General features: G+C 44.4%; 13 protein-coding genes. 7 read left to right on the top strand and 6 right to left on the bottom strand.

Going from position 1 to position 18,664, the window contains the following annotated elements; all coding sequences use genetic code 11:
• Nucleotides 1–472 precede the first annotated feature (472 nt).
• On the bottom strand, nt 473–2,611 hold the full coding sequence (locus GA520_RS19305) for a C1 family peptidase (RefSeq protein ID WP_163338871.1): 2,139 nt from the start codon (nt 2,609–2,611) through the stop codon (nt 473–475).
• A 293-nt stretch (nt 2,612–2,904) separates the two neighbouring features.
• On the opposite strand from GA520_RS19305, the gene GA520_RS19310 reads away from it, so the two are divergent.
• The 4 genes from GA520_RS19310 (at nt 2,905) to GA520_RS19325 (ending at nt 10,253) form a co-directional block, all read left to right on the top strand.
• The gene (locus GA520_RS19310; protein ID WP_163338872.1) at nt 2,905–5,229 is read left to right on the top strand and encodes a P-loop NTPase; all 2,325 of its coding nucleotides are present in this window, start codon (nt 2,905–2,907) and stop codon (nt 5,227–5,229) included.
• A 527-nt stretch (nt 5,230–5,756) separates the two neighbouring features.
• On the top strand, nt 5,757–8,006 hold the full coding sequence (locus GA520_RS19315; RefSeq protein ID WP_163338873.1) for an HDOD domain-containing protein: 2,250 nt from the start codon (nt 5,757–5,759) through the stop codon (nt 8,004–8,006).
• Complete coding sequence (locus GA520_RS19320) at nt 7,975–9,888, top strand: response regulator (RefSeq protein ID WP_163338874.1); 1,914 nt, start codon at nt 7,975–7,977, stop codon at nt 9,886–9,888. The genes GA520_RS19315 and GA520_RS19320 overlap by 32 nt, the downstream gene beginning before the upstream one ends.
• Nucleotides 9,889–9,917: 29 nt before the next feature.
• Nucleotides 9,918–10,253, top strand: a complete 336-nt coding sequence (locus GA520_RS19325) for a PilZ domain-containing protein (RefSeq protein WP_163338875.1) — start codon at nt 9,918–9,920, stop codon at nt 10,251–10,253.
• A 221-nt stretch (nt 10,254–10,474) separates the two neighbouring features.
• On the opposite strand, the gene GA520_RS19330 is transcribed toward GA520_RS19325, so the two are convergent.
• The 4 genes from GA520_RS19330 to GA520_RS19345 form a co-directional block, all read right to left on the bottom strand.
• The gene (locus tag GA520_RS19330; protein WP_163338876.1) at nt 10,475–10,936 is read right to left on the bottom strand and encodes a glycine zipper 2TM domain-containing protein; all 462 of its coding nucleotides are present in this window, start codon (nt 10,934–10,936) and stop codon (nt 10,475–10,477) included.
• 360 nt (nt 10,937–11,296) lie between these two features.
• Nucleotides 11,297–11,755 (bottom strand): DUF1456 family protein, encoded by a 459-nt coding sequence (locus tag GA520_RS19335; RefSeq protein WP_163338877.1) that lies wholly within the window; start codon nt 11,753–11,755, stop codon nt 11,297–11,299.
• Nucleotides 11,756–11,946: 191 nt separating this feature from the next.
• A complete protein-coding gene (locus GA520_RS19340) occupies nt 11,947–12,693 on the bottom strand; it encodes a carbonic anhydrase (RefSeq protein WP_163338878.1) in 747 nt (248 codons plus the stop codon).
• 208 nt (nt 12,694–12,901) lie between these two features.
• On the bottom strand, nt 12,902–15,808 hold the full coding sequence (locus GA520_RS19345; protein WP_163338879.1) for a PAS domain-containing sensor histidine kinase: 2,907 nt from the start codon (nt 15,806–15,808) through the stop codon (nt 12,902–12,904).
• Between the two features lie 471 nt (nt 15,809–16,279).
• Between GA520_RS19345 and GA520_RS19350 the strand changes: the two genes are divergently transcribed.
• The 3 genes from GA520_RS19350 to GA520_RS19360 all read left to right on the top strand — a co-directional run bounded on the left by GA520_RS19350 (nt 16,280) and on the right by GA520_RS19360 (nt 17,940).
• Nucleotides 16,280–16,714 carry a MarR family winged helix-turn-helix transcriptional regulator gene (locus GA520_RS19350; RefSeq protein WP_163338880.1) on the top strand — a complete coding sequence of 145 codons (435 nt, stop codon included), beginning with the start codon at nt 16,280–16,282 and terminating at the stop codon, nt 16,712–16,714.
• A gap of 141 nt (nt 16,715–16,855) precedes the next feature.
• Nucleotides 16,856–17,440 (top strand): flavin reductase family protein, encoded by a 585-nt coding sequence (locus GA520_RS19355; protein ID WP_163338881.1) that lies wholly within the window; start codon nt 16,856–16,858, stop codon nt 17,438–17,440.
• Nucleotides 17,401–17,940 (top strand): flavodoxin family protein, encoded by a 540-nt coding sequence (locus tag GA520_RS19360; protein ID WP_163338882.1) that lies wholly within the window; start codon nt 17,401–17,403, stop codon nt 17,938–17,940. Before GA520_RS19355 ends, GA520_RS19360 begins: the two co-directional genes overlap by 40 nt.
• Before the next feature lie 118 nt (nt 17,941–18,058).
• Here GA520_RS19360 and GA520_RS19365 read toward each other — a convergent pair whose 3' ends face one another.
• Entirely contained in the window at nt 18,059–18,565 is a 507-nt protein-coding gene (locus GA520_RS19365; RefSeq protein WP_163338883.1) for an LEA type 2 family protein, read from the bottom strand.
• Between the last annotated feature and the right edge of the window lie 99 nt (nt 18,566–18,664).

The following is an 18,664-nucleotide window of genomic DNA, read 5'->3' on the forward strand; positions in this document are numbered from 1 at the left end:
TGATTTTGGGTCGCGCTTTAAGGCATTGAGATGGCGGTCTATGACCTCTAGCAAATGTTTACTTTCAGAGGTTTTTAGAAAAGCAAACCTGAGGTGACGTAGTCTGGGCAATCCCCGGCGATATACAAATAATACAGGAAAAAAACAGCCAACAGGAACAGCATCCCCGAAAGCCATGACACGGCATAAGCGCAGGAACGAACTGAGGTCGAAGCTCTGGCTGAAACGACACATTCCGGCAGTGTTACATCTGCCCCCAGTTGTATTGCATGGTGTATCGACATTCCCAGATGAGCATTTCGCGTGTTAAAGTGGCTAAAAAGTGGTGTGCAGTGAGCCTGAATCATTATAAAAATATGCATTACACTTATGCTATCATTCTGTCCTGGCTGTAGCAAATTATATTTCACAACGCCCATCTCCTTCCCAGGCCGGAATGTTATCTCCAATAACCGGCCCTGAAGAAGATTCACTAATAACGGAGATTTTCCACATTATGTTTCAAGGGGGCACCGGTCATCCGGGCAATGGTCTCTGTCACTACCCGGATATCGTTGTCGAAGCTGCCATGCGCGGCGTCTATGCGTGACAATTCATTAACTATGGTATCCCCATGCCACTTAGCCGCAGTGCACACCTGTTCTGCATCAAGAATTTTTATATCGTCGCCGGCCCAGAACTCCTGCCATTTTTTCACCTCGTGAACCAGATTACTGTTCCAGCACCCATCATCCAATGAGGCAGCGGAAAAACTCTTTGCCATTCCCAGGATCGGAGTTTTATGCCCATTTTCTAACGCTCTGCTGATAAGGTACAGTAACGATTTCTGATACGGGCCGACAGTATCGTCTAGCTCATTTTTTTCACTCAACACATACATGGCCAGTTTATCCTTGGTCAGGATACCTTTCTCATGTGCCCTCTGATACTGGCTGTTTGCGAACTGAAGAGTACACGCCGCAGCATACAAGGTGCAACTTGCAACCTGCAACCTGTTCCGGGTACAATCGTCAAGAAAATGGCCGAGAATAATGGAACCCGCAGAATGGCCAATAAGGTGTATCTGCAGATCTGCGTGTTGCTCTTTTAAAGCGACCAGTGATTTCAATAGCAGGTAGGTTCCCCGGTCCATATCGGCTTTCATGGCCGACTCCTCAGCATTCTGTTTCATCTGCGACCAGATTGCCTTCACCCCGAGTTTCTCGCAGGCGACTTCGAGGGTTCGATCAAGGACTTCCGTCAGCTCATCTTTTGCCTTCTCCAGCAGATCATCCAGCCCTTCCGACTTCGGGAAAAAACGTCCGACAGAATCCCCCATAATAGATGTAATGGATTCCAACACGCCTGTACGCCAGGTAAGATACACTGGATACACGCCGTTTTCTTTAAAGTAAGGGGCCATTGTACGGATACGGTTAATTGAATCTCCTTCACTATTAAGTCCGCCATGGGCATAGATAGCAATGTGTTTTTCGCCATTCGGTCTGTCTGCCAACCACTCTCCGGCCTTCTCAAGAATGATATCATTCACGGTATCAATTGGCCCGTCATTGGCCAGCAATCGATTCAGAACCTTGCCATCGTTGCCCATTACCAGGGTGTGCTTATACGCTTCTTCCTCATCCCAGGGCTTGATAGCCGGATCACGGTAAACATGCTCGTTCTCCTGAGACTTAAACAGTGAAAACCTGCCAGGATCTCTCCTGTACAGGAATTTTTCACGGTTGGCTGAAGATGAAATATAGTGTGCCTTCACCCGGTTTACAGTCGGTGCTCCCATCACACAAACCCAGGCATCCCGGCCATTCTCCAGCCAGTCGTCATAACTGAGGATGGCAAAACCGAGGTTTCCCCAATTAGCCCCCCAGGAGTTCTGGACAATAAACCCGTACTGATTGTAGCCGACCAGTGCAAAGGCATGCCCACCTTGCATGGTAGAGGATTCACTCCACTTAATCCGGGGCAGGGTGTCATGGCCTGGAGTCTCCCCGCCCCTGGCCTTGACTCTCCAACCGTCATGAACCTGAGCGGAGACATACACCGCGCCAACCTCCTGAATTGCCGATCGCATGTCTGTAAGCGATTCCTTTTTGATTCGGTAATACACTCCTAAAGGGCGCGTTGCGGCATCCTCCTCCCACCCTTCAGACGGCTTAATAAAAACAACTTTGTTGTTTCTGTCTCGATATGGCCAAAAAACCAGACTGCACACTCCATGTTTATACCAGGCTTTTACAGCCCCCCTGCAGCTTGAACCTTCATAATCCTCTCCCGGCCACTCGTCATAGAAACGAGCAAGATGGTATAACATACGATAACTCACCTCGGCAGGCAGATCTTTTCTGGTCAGTTTCCTCCCGTCCCTGTTATTCAGCACCACCTGGCACCAGAGCAAATAATTGATAGTACAGGCCAAACCAAACCCGGTACAGGCACCTTCCGATCCCTGATCCAGGATAAGGCTTTGGTAGAGCGGGAAATAATCCCGTATAAAGTGTGGAGGCGGGAACTGCGAAGCTAATGGTTTGAGTGGTGGTAGATAGATACGGTCCCTTAAGTCGATACGATCCGGCCGTGCATCAAGCTTGAAATTTCCGAAATTGCTGCTCATGGCAAACCTCCCGGATAAGTGGTTGGGATACGGACAACTCGCGTTTTCACAAACAACACTGGTGTAACAGAATAGAACAACACATATGCAGGTTGAACCTCTCCGGTATTTTGCTGTAGAATAGCGCTCGGGCACAAGCCCTCTACCGGTTAGGCAAAACAAACACACCATCTGCAACCGAAACGGGCGGAAGAGACCAGGCTCTTTCTTCTTGTGTGTCTAATAAATAGTATGTAAGCTCTTGGAAGCTAAATACTAAGTCCATCAAAGAATAATACCAAGATGTTTCAAACATGTCCAAAGTCATTGTCATAACAAGCGGAAAAGGTGGAGTCGGAAAATCCAACATCTGTATTAATACTGCTCTCAGACTCTCAGCAATGAACTACAGAACATGCCTCTTTGATGCTGATCTTGGTCTTGCCAATGCGAATATCCTGTTGGGGCTGGAACAGGAGTACACACTGGATGACGTCATTTTCAATGACAAGGGACTTAAAGACATTATTCTTAGTACCCCTTGGGGTTTTGATATTATCCCCGGCAGTTCCGGTGTTGAGAAAATTGCGAATCTGAGCGGCACGAAACTGAACCAATTAGTACGTTCATTTTCCCAACTCAGTGACTACGATTATTTCCTCATAGACACAGCATCAGGCATATCACAAAATGTCATATCCTTTTGCCTCCCAGCCCACGAAACTGTCATTGTTCTTACCCCTGAAGCAACGTCTCTCACTGACGCATATGCTTTACTGAAAGTACTGGATGCCAACAATTACAAGGGAAGAGTCAGGATACTGGTAAATAATTGTTCTACTGTTCAGCTGGCCAAGAAAACGTACAGCCGATATAAAAAAGTTGTCGACAAACATTTAAGCGTTTCGGTGAGTCCTGCCGGCATCATCCTGCGAGATCCGTGCTTTGAAAAAGCTGTCTCCCAACAGAAACCATTGCTGGAACTCTATCCACAATCAGTTGCAGCTACCTGCATCCATGCCTTTGCTTCAAACATAGTCGAAGAATGGGATGTTGGAACTGAAGATTCCTCCCTTGCAACATTCTGGCAACGTTACTTACAAACGTACTGCCCAAAAACTGACACAGACCCCAAACAGGCAAATGACATAAAAAATTCTGAAGAAGAGCCGGGAACAGAACTGAGTACCCTTGATACCCGGCAAGCGCCACCTGTTCAAACGATCAATCCTGATGAAATGCTATATACTGAAGAACAGACTCCTTCAGCGCTCCCATCCGGTACAACCCATGGAGATGGCAAAAACGGAATGACTGTACCCGGATATACGCAACAATGGCCGAGTCATCCTACAAATACCGATTTCAACAGCCCTAAGCATATACTCCATACTGCCTTTCAGCTTATATCCCAAGGGACTATTGCCGGACCCCATACAACAGACCTGATCCTCAATGATCCTGCCCTGACCCTGCAAGCCCTGAAGCTCGCATCATTAGTACCGGGGTCACATGGAGACAATACTTTTAACCTGAGGATTTTTCTCGAAACCAGTTCTTTATCTAAAATTCGCTCAATGTTATTAAAAGCGGTTATGGATGGGGCCTTTTCACAACCCGCTGTCATGGACGAGCCAAGCCTTATCCAGTTCTGGCAACAAAGTAAATGCTGCGCTATCCTTGCCAACGAGTTAGCCATACATATAAAGTACCCGTTTCCGGACGATGCCTATCTCTGCGGTCTTCTCCTTAATATCGGCAAATTCCCTTTTGCAGCCTCTGCAACGGATTGCCACCACGACGATCATGCTGCAACCGGAGCTAACATTCTCAGATCACTCCCGGTCAACACCATGATCTGCGATGGGGTCCACTTTCACCACTATCCCGAAGAACAGATCAAAACCGCATTTGATCTGGTGCGTATTGTTTACGTAGCCAATCAAGTAGCAAAAGAACAGGAACCGAGGCAGACCCTCGCTGAGTTATTCGACGATATAACAATTGAAGATCTGGCAACCATGCAGCGAAGAGCAAAGCAGGTCGTCCAACAGGCAAGAGATGAGTACAGTAACAGTGACAGCAATCTTGGCCAACAGCTTATGAATTACCTGTTTATACAAGGCATAATGCCCCCAGTCTCCACTGTCAATCATGTTTCAGATTGTCTGAAAACCATTGTCAATAGCATACAGACCCTGTTTGGATTTAAACACATCATCTTTTTTCTACTCGACTCCCATAAAACTACCCTTGAAGTGAAAGGAGCTTCAGGGGATCACCTACATCATCAGTTGCACGGCGTGAAGATTTCGATGGAAGTTACAGACTGCCTGCTGGTCAAGGCCTTGACGACAGGCGACATCGAATTTCTCGACACCCATTCTGTTACCGAAAAGACCTGTCTTATGGATCAGCAGTTAAACAGGATCCTTGGTAATACTGGAGTATTAGGACTCCCTTTAAAAGAAGAGAACAGAGAAATTGGTGTCCTCGCCTGCAGCATAGATAAACATGGTCTTCAAGCATATACAGCGAAACAGGAGCAACTGCTTCAACTCGCCACCCAGGCAACACGCGATCTTGCAGAACTCAGCCGAACAGCTCTTCACTCCCCAAACAGCGGACTCGATAACTGAAAACTGATATTTACCGCAGTCAATCCCCTTCTAATTAAGCGCGCGGACAACCAGCATAGCCTCGCCCCGTCCAGGCCCATTACGCGACACTTCCTTTTGTAAGTTGTTCGACATTTGCGTTGTTTCGGTTTCTTCTTACTTGAAATCACTCCAAAATCAGTCACCCACTTCTTTTTCTTGCATATTTTCAGCACGATAGCGACTCAGCGACCTGCAAAAGCTAAAAAACATGCTGTATTTTCGGAACCCTCAACGAATAATCAATAAAAAAAACTATTGAAAATCCAGCCAGCAATGGTATCAAACTATACTGTTAGGTTAGAGAAAATCTGAACAACCACAAATAAATGCAACACCTTGTCAGTTTTTTTATCGTTGCTGCAAGATTCCCGGCTCGATACGCGTTATACATATCACGGCGCCAGGAGCATGTCGGAGAATTGTCATTTTTGTTCAGGTTGAGGCAATTGCAGAAAATTTAGTACAGCCATTTAGCTACAAACTAAACAACACGACAGGCTATTTTTATGTACGGCAAACAACAGGTTATTTCTGAAATAGAAAAATGCGGTAACCTGCCAACTCTGCCGCACATCCTGCTGAAACTACTTGCAATATGTGATGTGCATGATGTCAATATTGCCTACTTAACAAACACAATAACCAAAGACCCCGCTATCTGTACCGAGGTGCTCCGACTGGTAAACTCGGCATATTACGGCTTGCACCAACCCATTAAAAGCATAAAGCAGGCTGTTGTTTATCTTGGTCCCAAGACTATTCAGAATATGGTGGTGATCATGTCGATCCACCAAACATTCAGGGGCAAACGATACAGATCACGATGTGTTCTCGATACAGAGGTATTCTGGTACCACTCATTGATGTGTGCCACCCTGGCCAAACGACTCTGTCATGCAACATCATGTGGCAACAGTGATGAAGTGTATCTCGCCGGCCTCCTTCACGACATTGGCAAGCTCATACTTGCATCAACATTTCAAGAGAAATATAGCTTAGTTACAGAGAAAAACAAAACTGGATCGTCCCTTTTATCCCTGGAAGAAGAAGGACTCGGAATCAACCATTGCGAAGTCGGTTCATGGCTTGTTCGGCAGTGGAAGATGTCTTCTTTGGTTGCCGATTCCATTCTTTACCATCACCACCCCTTTGAACAAATTCGACATGGATTTCCGCTCGTCAAAATTATCTATGTTGCCAACCTCTTGCTGGAGGAAGAACAGAACAGCGACCAGGTATTTTCTACATGTAACGTGCTGTTGGGGCTGGACCGCAAGGATATTGAACAAATCCTGGAAGAGACTAATGGTGAGGTTCGAAACATTGCCGACCAGATGAACATACGACATATAAAGACAGTCTCCGCTCCTCATTTAGAACCACATAATGCAAGAACTGATACTGACAGCCAATCCCCGAAACAACCATTCACTGACAGTGAGGCTGCCTTCGGTGCCATGGAAAAAGAGTTATCAGCACACGTTAAAAATGTTTCCCTGCTTGCCACGGTGCTCGACAATCTTGTATTGGCACCCGATGTGAAAGGCATATTGGCCGCCCTGGAAAAATCTTTCAACCTTCTATTCGGTATCGATAAGACCCTCTTTCTTCTACCGGATAAAAAAGGATTGTTGCTCAAAGGAAGAACCTCGGAGACAAACCCTCTCCACCAGGTAAGTAAAGGAATACGTCTGCCAATACATAATAGTTCAAGCGCCATCGTCCGAAGCTACAACGACATGAGTTCCCCCGCCTATCTGACAGAAGAGCAGCAACCAGCCAGTCTCGCAGACGTGCAGATTCGTAACATCTTTGACAGCGACAGCCTTTTGCTGATTCCTCTGACAATGGACGGGAAACCGATAGGAATCGTCGTTGCAACCCCACCCTATTCCAACGACATCGCAACATCAAACGACCTTAAACTTATCAACACTGTCACCCGGCAAGTTTCATTACGCCTTCATCTTGAAAACCAGAAGGCCATACAAGCAGAAAAGGTGCAGGCCGAGAAGATGGCAGCCGTCTCAATGGCAGCCAGGAAATTTGCCCACGAAATCAATAATCCTCTCGGGATTATAAGTAACTACCTTGCTGGCATGAAACTGAAAATGGCGGATCAAAACGAACTCCAGCATGAGCTGAAGATCATCGATGAGGAAATTCATCGTATTTCAGCGATGGTCAACCAGATGGATATGTTTTCGCAAGCCCCTTTTTCTGAGTTTAAACAAACAGATATCAACAAGACGATCGACAATATCGTTCAGTTAAGCAGGTTGTCCTTATTTGATACTCCTGAAAAAACATTAGCGTTTATTCCGGGGACCAATCTTCCCTTCATCACAACATCCCCAAGTGCCATTAAGCAGATTCTTATCAATCTTATCAAAAATGCTGCTGAGGCGATGGAAAACAAAGGCAGAGTCATTGTCAGAACGAAAAAGAGTCAAGACAATCATGTTGGAGAAAGTGATGGAATTGAAATAGTTGTTGCGGATACCGGCCCAGGACTACCCGAATATGTTCGCGCACACCTTTATCAACCACTCATAACAACCAAGCAAACAGGTCATTCAGGCCTGGGCTTGTCTATTGTCAGCAAGGCAGTAAACGACATTGGAGCCACATTAACCTGCAAAAGCAGTGAGAGCGAGGGAACGACCTTCACTATCTATTTACCCAACTCGCTCACTCAATCACCACGTACAACTGGGGAAAATAATGAATCATACACCCAAAATCCTACTGGTTGATGACGAAAAACGTTTTACCGACAGTCTTCAAAATATATTAAGGCATTACGATTACAACTGTTTCCTCGCACATAGTGGCCATGAAGCTCTTAAGCTTCTGGACAGAGAACAATTTGACCTGGCGTTACTTGATGTCGGCCTCCCGGACATGTCTGGTTGTGATGTGGCTGAGCACATCAGCACCTCATGCCCGAAAACTACATCAATAATGCTGACAGGGATTAACACTGTACAGACGGCGGTACACTCGCTCAAGCTTGGAGCTTATGATTTTCTCAGCAAACCACTGAATCACGACCTGCTCATCAAGACACTCGAGAAAGCCCTTCAACACAATACGCTTAAACGGGAACTGCAAACCAGTAATGAACGATTTAAAGCTCTGTCAGAGGCAGCATGGGAAAGCGTCGTCATTCATGAAGACGGAAAAATCATTGAAGCCAACCAGCAATTCTTCGATATGTTCGGCTACAGTCGTGAAGATCTTAATGATGGTTTGGCATTGGACCTCATCCTCATCCCAACAACTCTGAAAAGCACCCAACAACTGTTCGATTACAATTTTAATCTGAGATGTAACATTTTGGGACTGAAAAAAGATGGTACCGAGTTATATGTCGAAGCTAAATCCCGGACTATCATCTACCAGAGCCGACAGCGTCAGGTCTGTACTATCTGTGATATTTCGGACAGGATAACTTTCGAAGATGAAAAACGGGACCTGCAGAACAAACTGGCCCAGGCAAACAAGCTGAATGCCCTGGGATTAATGGCTGGCTCAGTTGCCCACGATCTGAACAATATTCTAGCAGGGGTCGTCAGTTATCCCGATCTGCTGCTCATGCAAATGGAGGAATCTGACAAATATTACAATCATATCAAAAAGATACAATCAGCAGGAAAACGAGCCGCCGCAGTGGTATCGGACCTTGTTACCATAGCACGGGGTAGGAAACTGGAAAAATCCGTTGAGAACCTCAATGACATAGTTCATAACTATCTGAATTCACTGGAACACAGTGAACGACAGATAGAGTATCCAAACGTTGTGATTCGCACCAAACTCCACAGAAATCTCCACAATAGCTGCTGCTCAGCGCAACATATACATAAAATTCTTTTAAACCTGATTGGCAACGGACTTGAGGCTGTCCAGGACAATGGTGCAATACACATCTCAACAGAAAACTGCATTTTCACTCATCCGATGCTCATCGGCGAATCAGCAGACAATGGTACAGATTATGTAAAACTAACGATTACCGACACCGGCCCCGGAATTGATGAAGACCATATCGAACACATCTTCGAACCTTTTTACTCCACAAAAGTCATGGGGCAAAGCGGAACAGGTCTTGGTCTGTCTATTGTCTGGAACATTGTCCAGGACCATTGCGGCTGGGTTGAAGTAAAAAACACATACCCCGGTGTCTCTTTTGAAATTTACCTCCCATCTACCCATGATAAGACGTGTCCTGTAGCAAAGCAATTTGATGTAAAGGAGCTAAAAGGGCAGGGTCAAAAAATTCTTATTGTCGATGATCAGGCCGAACAAAATCTGGTGATAGAAAAATCACTGAAGAAAATTGGCTATAATGTCACTTCCGTAACCAGCGGTGAAGCAGGAATAGCTTTCCTCCAATCCAACGATGTTGACCTGATGCTGCTCGATATGGTCATGGGAGAAGGCCTTAATGGCCGGGAGACACTTGAAATAATCCGGAACAATAAACCGGCACTGAAGGTGATTGTAGTCAGTGGTTATGCCCAGAGTGATGAAATCAGAAAAATAAAGGGCTTAGGTGTGTCTCTCTTTCTTGAAAAACCTATCACCCTTTCCACTCTTGCACATTCCATCCAAAACGCCATCTTAAAAAATTAATATCAAAAGACAGGCAGGAGCCTTCGATAATGACAAGAGAGAGAAGAGCATTTGCAAGGGTTGAGTTAGACCTTCCTGCTAGCATGTACCTGTATCAAATGGATATGTATCATGACGGTGCTATAATTGACCTCAGTCTCGGGGGGTGCTTTCTGCCAGTGGAGGGCGACATACCTTTAGGGGAAAAATGCCAGTTGATCCTAACCACCGGGATAGGACTTGAAACCGAATCGGTTGAAATAGCCGGCACAATTGCCCGTTGCACAGCACATGGTGTCGGCATCAAATTCAGCACCGGCCTATCCTCAAGAATCAAAGCTATACTGAAAAAGGTCATGGCGGAGAAACTGCAGATAGACGCTTGATTTTCATAAACTTACTCCAACAACCAACAGGGGTATATAGGTGGTTCCAAGGTCTATCGGTGTTCGCCATCTGGAGCTTACTATAAATTTATGATTTCAAAATACACTCCGGATTTCTCGTTTGTATGACAGGCTACGAAGAGGAAGACACTACATTTATATGCGACTGCCTCCCTCATCCAAGTATTTGCTCTAGTCATAGCTAGCTGGAAGCGGGACGACTACTGCCGAACCCTCATCGATCCGTCTTGCCCCTGCAGGATTCTGACACGGTCTCCTACCGCAAATTCATCATCTTTCTCTTGCACAACAACGACAATTTTGCCGTTATCAAGCTCGACCTCCAACTCGACTCCCATCTTGTTGCCCATCGCCTTTTCTGCTGCCGCCCCACCTGCGAGCCCAGCCAATGCCCCGGCGGTCGTTGCGAGTGTTTTTCCCCGGCCACTCCCAATTGTCGATCCCGCAACCCCTCCAGCAACACCACCGACGACGGCTCCCACTCCTGACTGGTTATTTTGAATCTGGACATCTGCCACCTTGAGAATCGTTCCTGAAAAGACTGTCATGGGAGACTGCGCCTGGGAGCGGCTATACGTTTTACTGCCTGATCCTGTGGTTTGGCAGCCACTGAACATAAATAGAGATAGGGTTATGAGAAAAAACTTCGTTAGAATTTGCATTTTTGCCTCCTTAAATTTGGCAGGGGTGAAAAAAACAAAGACATCAAGTGAGAACAACACCCATATATGCAACTTCGCAATGCTATGAACATAGAGATGCTCAAAATGATGGCCAGGATAACATCCGTTTTTTGAAACTTCAAGAAGTTGTTACTTCATATATACAGCCAGGCAACACGTAGATCAAACCCGAATACACACGCTATTTACTAGATATTTCATGAGATATTAGTAGCTTTACGTTTGAGGTTATTGGTAAACGGGTTTATCTATAGAGTCATCGTCACCACCTACTGCTAACCGAAGATCCTGATAACAAAGCAAGATCGATTGTGACCCGGACAGGGTTTTAGATTTGTCTTATGGTCGATACTTCAGCTGCAACCCCAGTAAGAAATTACGTAATATTTGATCTTTACAGTCACGATAATGTTTGTGGCCCGGTTTGCGAAATAATGCACTCAACTCGTGTTCACTCATTTGGAAATCAGCGAGTTTCAAAATGTTCAACACATCTCCGGACTTCAGGTTTAAAGCAATTTTCAGTTTCAGGAAAATCAAATTGTTATTGAGACGTTTCTCGGGTTTTGGCTGCACCCCTTCTTTCTTGCCTCGTTGATCATTAATCAACCCGTTCAGGAAAAGAGCCAGTTGCGTGTCATGACATCTCAAAGATGTCGGATCATCATCTTTTTTCAACCAATTGCGAACCTGACTCTCTGTCACCTCATAATCAGCCAATGTAAATATAGATTTTATTTTTGCATCACTAAAATTAAAGGTATAGCGGATGCGCCTTAAGATATCGTTATTGGTCATGAGAATGTCCCTGTTACCGGAGAGGATAGCTGCATTGAAATAGTTCCTATGCTAACATACACATAATGAGCATGATACCCTTAAGTTTAAGCCTCTTGTGATACAAAAGAACTAAAGGACAGTGCAAGCGGATACTCTTCTTCAATAACAGGGTTTTCTCCGGGCCCACAGGGGCATCCGGAGAAAAGTGTTTACTCGTTTATCAGGCGCGCATTCAGCGGCTGTACAGGACGGTTATTCGGATGATGCATAACATGAGCAAATTTCTCAACCTGCTCCTTTGACACGGAACCACTCGTTTTTAACACAAACCAGCGAACCCCCTCGGTACATGGCGGGGTTGTCAACGATCCGTTGAAATAATAATAATCCTTATCTTCCGGCAGCAATTTATTTGCATCTACGGTCTCTTTCAAGGCAGCTTTTTGTCCGGCCTCTGTCGGCATCTGCGTCCATGCCTTATCAAGTTCAGCGTTCTGCTCTCCCTCTTCATACATCACGGCAACCACGGCAAGATCACCATTCGTATCAGCATGAACGAAATGTGCTTCCAACGGGAAAGATTTCCCAGCGATAGTATTCTCGCTGGGTGAATGGAAATGGAACTGTTTAAGTTCAAATATACTCCCTCCGGCAGTCAAAGTGCTGCCAGGCTGATAATTAACCTGGATGGCATGACCGTTATTGTGCACCTCAGTACCAGAAGCTTGATAGGCAAACGCCAGATCAGCGAGATTTCCATTGATCATGTCAGCAATATCGACAGGCGACTGATTCTTTCCCGCTGAACATAAAGCGAACTCTTGAGCCAATTTTCCCCAGTTCTCCGGTCCGCCTTCTCCTGAGTACCCCCAGTGAATGCTTCCGGACGCCATGACGTTATTGGATACCAGCCCACAGGTAAAAGCGAAAGTTACGGCAATTACGGTTCGTTTCATGGTCAAATCCTCCTTCAAGGTTTGAGATACACTTTTAAAGTCTAACTGTAATTGGGGAACGCAGTGACTACTGACGGGAAATAACAAAGTATATATACAGCACACTACAATATCATGAAATGATGATATCCAGTTACCTCTTTAAAACCGCCCCTACTCCAAAAGACGTCTTACCCTGTTTTTCAACGAATAATGTTCGTGGGCTCTTTCAGGTTTGATCTAAAACTTTACGTATTAACTCCGATAGCTCTCTCTTGGTGAGTGGTTTATAGGCAAACTCTTTGATGCCGATCAATGCTGCTTCCTCTTCCGAAATAATAGAACTGAAGCCTGTACAAAGAATAACCGGGATATCGGGGCGAATCTGTATCATTCTTCTGGCAAGATCTGCACCGGTCATACCTGGCATCGTCTGGTCCGTTATTACGAGGTCAAACTGCTCATGGTGGTTATTGAACGTTTCAAGTGCTTCAAGACTACTGTTTCTAAGAGTCACATTGTAACCAAGTCTTTCGAGCATTGCCTTACCCATCTCACCAAGAATTTGTTCATCATCAATAAATAAAATGTTTTCCTTCCCCTTTGAGATTTGTTCTTCCAGATCATTTTCTGATATTTTTTCTTTGTCAGAAACAGGAATAAACACATGAAAAGTACTGCCTTTATCTAATTCACTATCAAAGGTGATAAATCCTCCAAAGCTATTCACGATACCATGGATAATAGAAAGCCCCATTCCAGTGCCTTTACCGGGATCTTTAGTTGTAAAGAATGGATCGAAGATTTTATCCTTTACTTCTTTTGATATTCCAAGGCCCGAGTCATGTACTGATAGCTGGACGTAGTTACCGGGAGTTAGATCAGGTTCATTTACCAAATTTTCACTTTCTAAATAGATTTCCTTCAGGCAAATATCCAGCTGCCCTCCTGACTTCTCCATTGCATGGAAAGCATTGGTACACAAATTAATGAGAATTTGATTAAATTGTGATGGATCCGCAAAAACAGATCCAGTTTGCCTGGCAATGTCTTGTTGAATATTTATGGTTGATGGGAATGTTGGCCGAAGCATTCGTATCGCTTCTTCAACAATCTGTGCCGGCTCAAAAAGTACAAACTTACTCTGCTCCTGGCGGCTAAAAGTAAGTATCTGTTGAACCAGATTTTTTGCTCTATTACTTGCCTCTAATACCATATCTAAATATTTGGCAATAGCTGAACCAGAAGGGCTGTCTTCTCTTGCCATTTCAGTATAGCCTAGAATTACACCTAGTATGTTGTTGAAATCATGGGCAATACCTCCTGCAAGTGTACCAATAGCTTCTAGCTTTTGGGCTTGCTGGAGTTTAATCTCCATTTGTTTTTGCTCTTGCTCCAGATTCTTTTGGTCAGTGATATCCTGCATGAAACCGATAAGTTTTTTAGGTTTACCCGATTCTATCACCACAGAAACCACATCTCTTATCCAGCGATATGAACCATCTTTGTGTATTGCGCGGTAGATGAAATCATGATCTCTGCCTTCCTTGGTTTCGATTTCACAAAATTGTATGGTGGGTTCTCTGTCTTCGGGGTGCACCCTTTCTGCCCATGTATTCATATCTTTCCAGGATGCTGCTGAATAACCGAGAATTTGTTCTATTTGATGCCCCATATAAGTGAATACTGAATTTTCAAGATCAAGTTCCCAAGGAACAGTCGATGTTGATTCCAGAAGATTTCGAAATTTTGCTTCATTTTCTTTTAACGATGCTTCCGCCGCTTTGAGCTCTGTAATGTCTTGCGTGAAACCGTAAGAGTGGATAGTTACACCATGCTCATCCATAACATCTTCTGATTTTTCAAGAACGACCCTCACTTCGCCGTCATGTCTGATGATTCTATGAATACACTCATAAGGGAGATTGTTTTCTATTGCGCTGATGTACGTCCTGTCAACCATGTCTCTATCGTCAGGATGGATAGTATCGAGGAAAGCATCATAGCTTGCATCAAACTCCTGAGGCTTCAGTCCGAATATGCGGTACTGCTCATCAGACCAGGTAAGAATGTTGTTTTTTATATCGAGGTGCCAGCTCCCTACATGTGATATTTCCTGAGATTTGTTGAGCAGCTGTTGACTACGCTCAAGCTGTTTTTCAGCTCGCTTACGTCTTAGGATATTCAGCTGCAGAGCAAGGATGACGGCAACAAGAATAATAATTGACGAAACGATACTCCATATAAACAGCTTATATTCTTTATAGATGGAGAATGGTTCATTGAGGATTACACTACCCTCAGGTAGATCAGAAAGTTTGAGACCCCACCTTTCCAGCGCGATATAATTAAACACAAATTGGGTTGGACTCGTTTTCACAAAAGGTATGCTGCTCACTTTTTCTCCATCAAGTATGCGTTTGGCGATCCCTGCGACAAACGCTCCGTGATGAAACCCTCCTAATACTTTGCCTCCAACGACACCATAAGGTAATTCCAGCAGATGCGTGGTATATACTGGCCGCGTACTTGCCCGGGTGACACGTGATACACCTTCTCTTACGGAAAAATACTTGCCCGATTTATCACGGTATAACGTGAAAAAGATTACCGAGGTATCCTGAGTCAGCCCCCCTAAGATATCTTCAATCTCTGCAATAGAGTAGTCATCAGAAAGGCGAATAAATTGGATATGTTCAAAATGGCGCAATATTGGCTCTATCATTTTCCACCGATATTCACCCGAGGGGGTCTTATCAATGATAAGAATGATTTTCTTCGTTTCCGGATGGAGTTGCAAGATAAGATCAATTGTCTCTTTAGGAGCAGTAGTCTCAAGTACCCCTGTGAACTGTTCAGGATTTAAAAGCTTTGGTGCATCACTATTATTCAGCCCACAAAAGACAACAGGTGCATGAGGGAATAATTCTTCATGATATTCTTTTAGAAAGTTGAAGGCATTATCATCGGATGAGACGATGAGATCAAAATCTTGATCATGGTATTTATATTTGTAGAGTTCATATAAAACCTGCTTATATTCCGAGCCATAACTCATGGCTTTTGTATCCATGTACTCAACAATGAGTTCGATATTGTTTTCTTCTGGTTTTAAAACAGATTCTATTCCAGCCACAATATTGTCTGTCCAGGGAAAACCTTTGTGGTATGAATTCAGGACTAGAATCTTGGAGGGCTCACCTTGCGCGTTTACTGATGTGACGAGGCAAATGAAGATAAGGATTACAACCCACTTTATTGCATGTAACTTCATGTTTTGTTCCTTTTGCTGGGTCTACTGATGGAACCGTTATCCTCAACATTTCCAGGAGCGTGTCGGAGAAAACCCTTTTTGCCCATTTTGCCGTTATTTTTATAAAAACAAATACCATTAACTCAAGGTGTTATTCTGATCATTAATGTGTCAATTAGGCATGTTACTGTTATCTTGCCGAATAATCTGGCACCATAAGAAACCAGTACTCACAAGAAGCAGAACATGGTTGAATATTATCAAAATTCTAATCCACATACCAATCGCAAAAAAAATATTTCTTGGCGATCATCAAAGTGTAATTTATTTGTATGTGCAACTAAGGAGCCAAGCATGGAACGCACTCAATCAAATCAATTAGAATGTTGTCTTTTTTTTACAGCCAATTCCCTTGCCCGTGACATCACAAGGATGGGCGAAGAGGAATTTGCAAGCATTGGTATGACACCGTCCTATGCTTTTCTGATGATGCTTGTCATTGAATCTCCAGGTATTTCGCAAAAGGAAATTTCTCAAAGAATGAACATGGCTCCATCGACGGTCTCACGATTTATTGACGCCTTGGTGAGAAGAGGGATTTTGCAAAAGGAAGGACAGGGACGTATGACTTTTATACACCCTACCGATAAAGGTTTACAACTTAATAATAATATTCAGAAAGTTTGGAAAAATCTCTACGAACGATATAGCAGCATCCTCGGCAAGAAAAATGGGGATGAATTGACCCGTCTTTGCCTTGAGGCAAGTAAGAAATTGCAACAGGAGTAGTTGTAACTCATTTAAGCTATCAGTTGCATGCACAACTAAGACAGGACAATCCTTGAGAAATGAATGCGGAAGTAAATCGAGATATAGCGACATGCATGCTCATATTTGCATGCACAACTCACTAACAAAAGGAGAATACAAATGAAACGTGTAGCTATTGACGGAAAAAACGCTCTCTATCCCTCTTTAACAACAATTGTCGGAGCCGAGGTCAATGGAAAACCGAACTGGATTACTATTGCCCACGTTGGGATCATGAACCACGCACATGGTGAAGTACCACAGTATCTTTCCATCGGGCTCCACTCATCACATTATACAAACAAGGGAATTCACGAATATGGGGAGTTCAGCATCAACATTCCCTCCCAGGCAATGCTCCAGATTACCGATTATGTAGGACTTGTAACTGGAGAAAAGGTTGATAAAAGTGAAATCTTTCCAGTGGAGAGCGGTAGCCTGAACCATGCACCGCTCATTGCCAACTGCCCTTTATCCATGGAGCTGAGACTTTCACAAACCGTTCAGATAGGTCAACATGAAATTTTCATCGGCGAGTTGGTAAACACGTATATTGATGAAGCATGCCTGACAGACGGCAAACCTGACTTGGCCAAGATAAATCCCCTTCTCTTTGACTTCATGATGATTGACTACTGGTCAATCGGCCAGCGCACGGGAAAACCGTGGAGAGATGGGAAATTACTAAAAAAACAGAACACATAGAAACAGTCACTGCTACCGCAGTTGAAATAACACAGACTCCCTCTGCTTTTTCACCGCCATTATTTAGGAATTCAGTGATGAACATCACGGTTTTAATGGAGAAAGTGTATCAGACATTAAAGCTCGTTTACATGGCTAACCCTAAAGAGGTCCAAATAAAGATAATAGGAATAAACGGAAGTCCACGTCCAAAAGGAAATACCGCCCAGTTGTTTGATGAAGCCTTACAACACGCCTGGCAGAATGGTGCTGAAACGACCAGATATGATCATAAACGTTTGGATATCAAAGGGTGTCAAAGCTGCTACCAGTGCAAAGAGCCTGGCAAGGAGGGAGCCTGCGTCATCAAAGACGATATGTATCAGATTATTGATGACATCCTGTCGGCAGATGGAGTTGTGTTCGCCTCCCCTGTTTATATGTGGCAGATGAGTGCACAGGCAAAACTCTTTAGTTACCGTATATTTCTTCAGGCCTCTCCTGCCAAAGGGGATTTATGAAAAAATATATCACACTTTATGCGTCATTATAAACTTCACCTGACGCCAGGTATTGATAGACGAAAAGGGGAAAGAAAACGTAGCCAACCTTTCAGGGTACTGTTCATACGTTTTTGGGCTATCGGGCCGGATGCAATTGCTGCAGGTTCAATTCACCTGTTGATTCAAATGGAAGCTTGTGGCTCACCGTACCGTTGGAGATACGGACATGACCGGTCAAACCGTATGTAATAGCTTCTTTTCCTCCGCCTTGTTGATGAGCAGCCTGGAGCCATTGCAATACTGAAGATACCATATTGAGCATGGAAGCGTGCACCTCGACCGGGACAAGGGCAGAACTATAGGGAGCCACAGACCGCCGTTCCCCCTGAAGTCCAGAAGCAAAATGGGTGTTATCCAACTCGAGGTCGCATGACAATCCGGTTATTTCCAGTGATGAATCGTTTGGGTTTGCGACTCGTAACTGAATAAGAAAAGAGGTTTCAAGAGGCTTTATCTCCTGAACCCTTAAATCTGCAAGGGTCACTTGTGGAGATTCATAGTTTGAGAGGACACCGGCACAACCGGACAGCATAAAGACTGCAAACAGGATCCCGAAAATGGTTGCAGGCATGATTCTTTTCATGTGATGAGTTCCTCAATGGTGATGACTATAATCGGCTTGGCCAACCTGACAACACGTTAGTACCTCAAAAACAGAGAAACGAATGAGGAACACAGCCGC

It is taken from the genome of Desulfopila sp. IMCC35008 (assembly GCF_010646885.2).
Classification (GTDB): Bacteria; Desulfobacterota; Desulfobulbia; order Desulfobulbales; family Desulfocapsaceae; genus Desulfopila.

Coding starts and splice junctions, on each gene's coding strand:
- GA520_RS19310 (WP_163338872.1), top strand. CDS start 2,905: ATGTCCAAAGTCATTGTCATAACAAGCGGAAAAGGTGGAGTCGGAAAA.
- GA520_RS19350 (WP_163338880.1), top strand. CDS start 16,280: ATGGAACGCACTCAATCAAATCAATTAGAATGTTGTCTTTTTTTTACA.
- GA520_RS19365 (WP_163338883.1), bottom strand. CDS start 18,565: ATGAAAAGAATCATGCCTGCAACCATTTTCGGGATCCTGTTTGCAGTC.
- GA520_RS19305 (WP_163338871.1), bottom strand. CDS start 2,611: ATGAGCAGCAATTTCGGAAATTTCAAGCTTGATGCACGGCCGGATCGT.
- GA520_RS19320 (WP_163338874.1), top strand. CDS start 7,975: ATGAATCATACACCCAAAATCCTACTGGTTGATGACGAAAAACGTTTT.
- GA520_RS19355 (WP_163338881.1), top strand. CDS start 16,856: ATGAAACGTGTAGCTATTGACGGAAAAAACGCTCTCTATCCCTCTTTA.
- GA520_RS19330 (WP_163338876.1), bottom strand. CDS start 10,936: ATGCAAATTCTAACGAAGTTTTTTCTCATAACCCTATCTCTATTTATG.
- GA520_RS19325 (WP_163338875.1), top strand. CDS start 9,918: ATGACAAGAGAGAGAAGAGCATTTGCAAGGGTTGAGTTAGACCTTCCT.
- GA520_RS19340 (WP_163338878.1), bottom strand. CDS start 12,693: ATGAAACGAACCGTAATTGCCGTAACTTTCGCTTTTACCTGTGGGCTG.
- GA520_RS19335 (WP_163338877.1), bottom strand. CDS start 11,755: ATGACCAATAACGATATCTTAAGGCGCATCCGCTATACCTTTAATTTT.
- GA520_RS19315 (WP_163338873.1), top strand. CDS start 5,757: ATGTACGGCAAACAACAGGTTATTTCTGAAATAGAAAAATGCGGTAAC.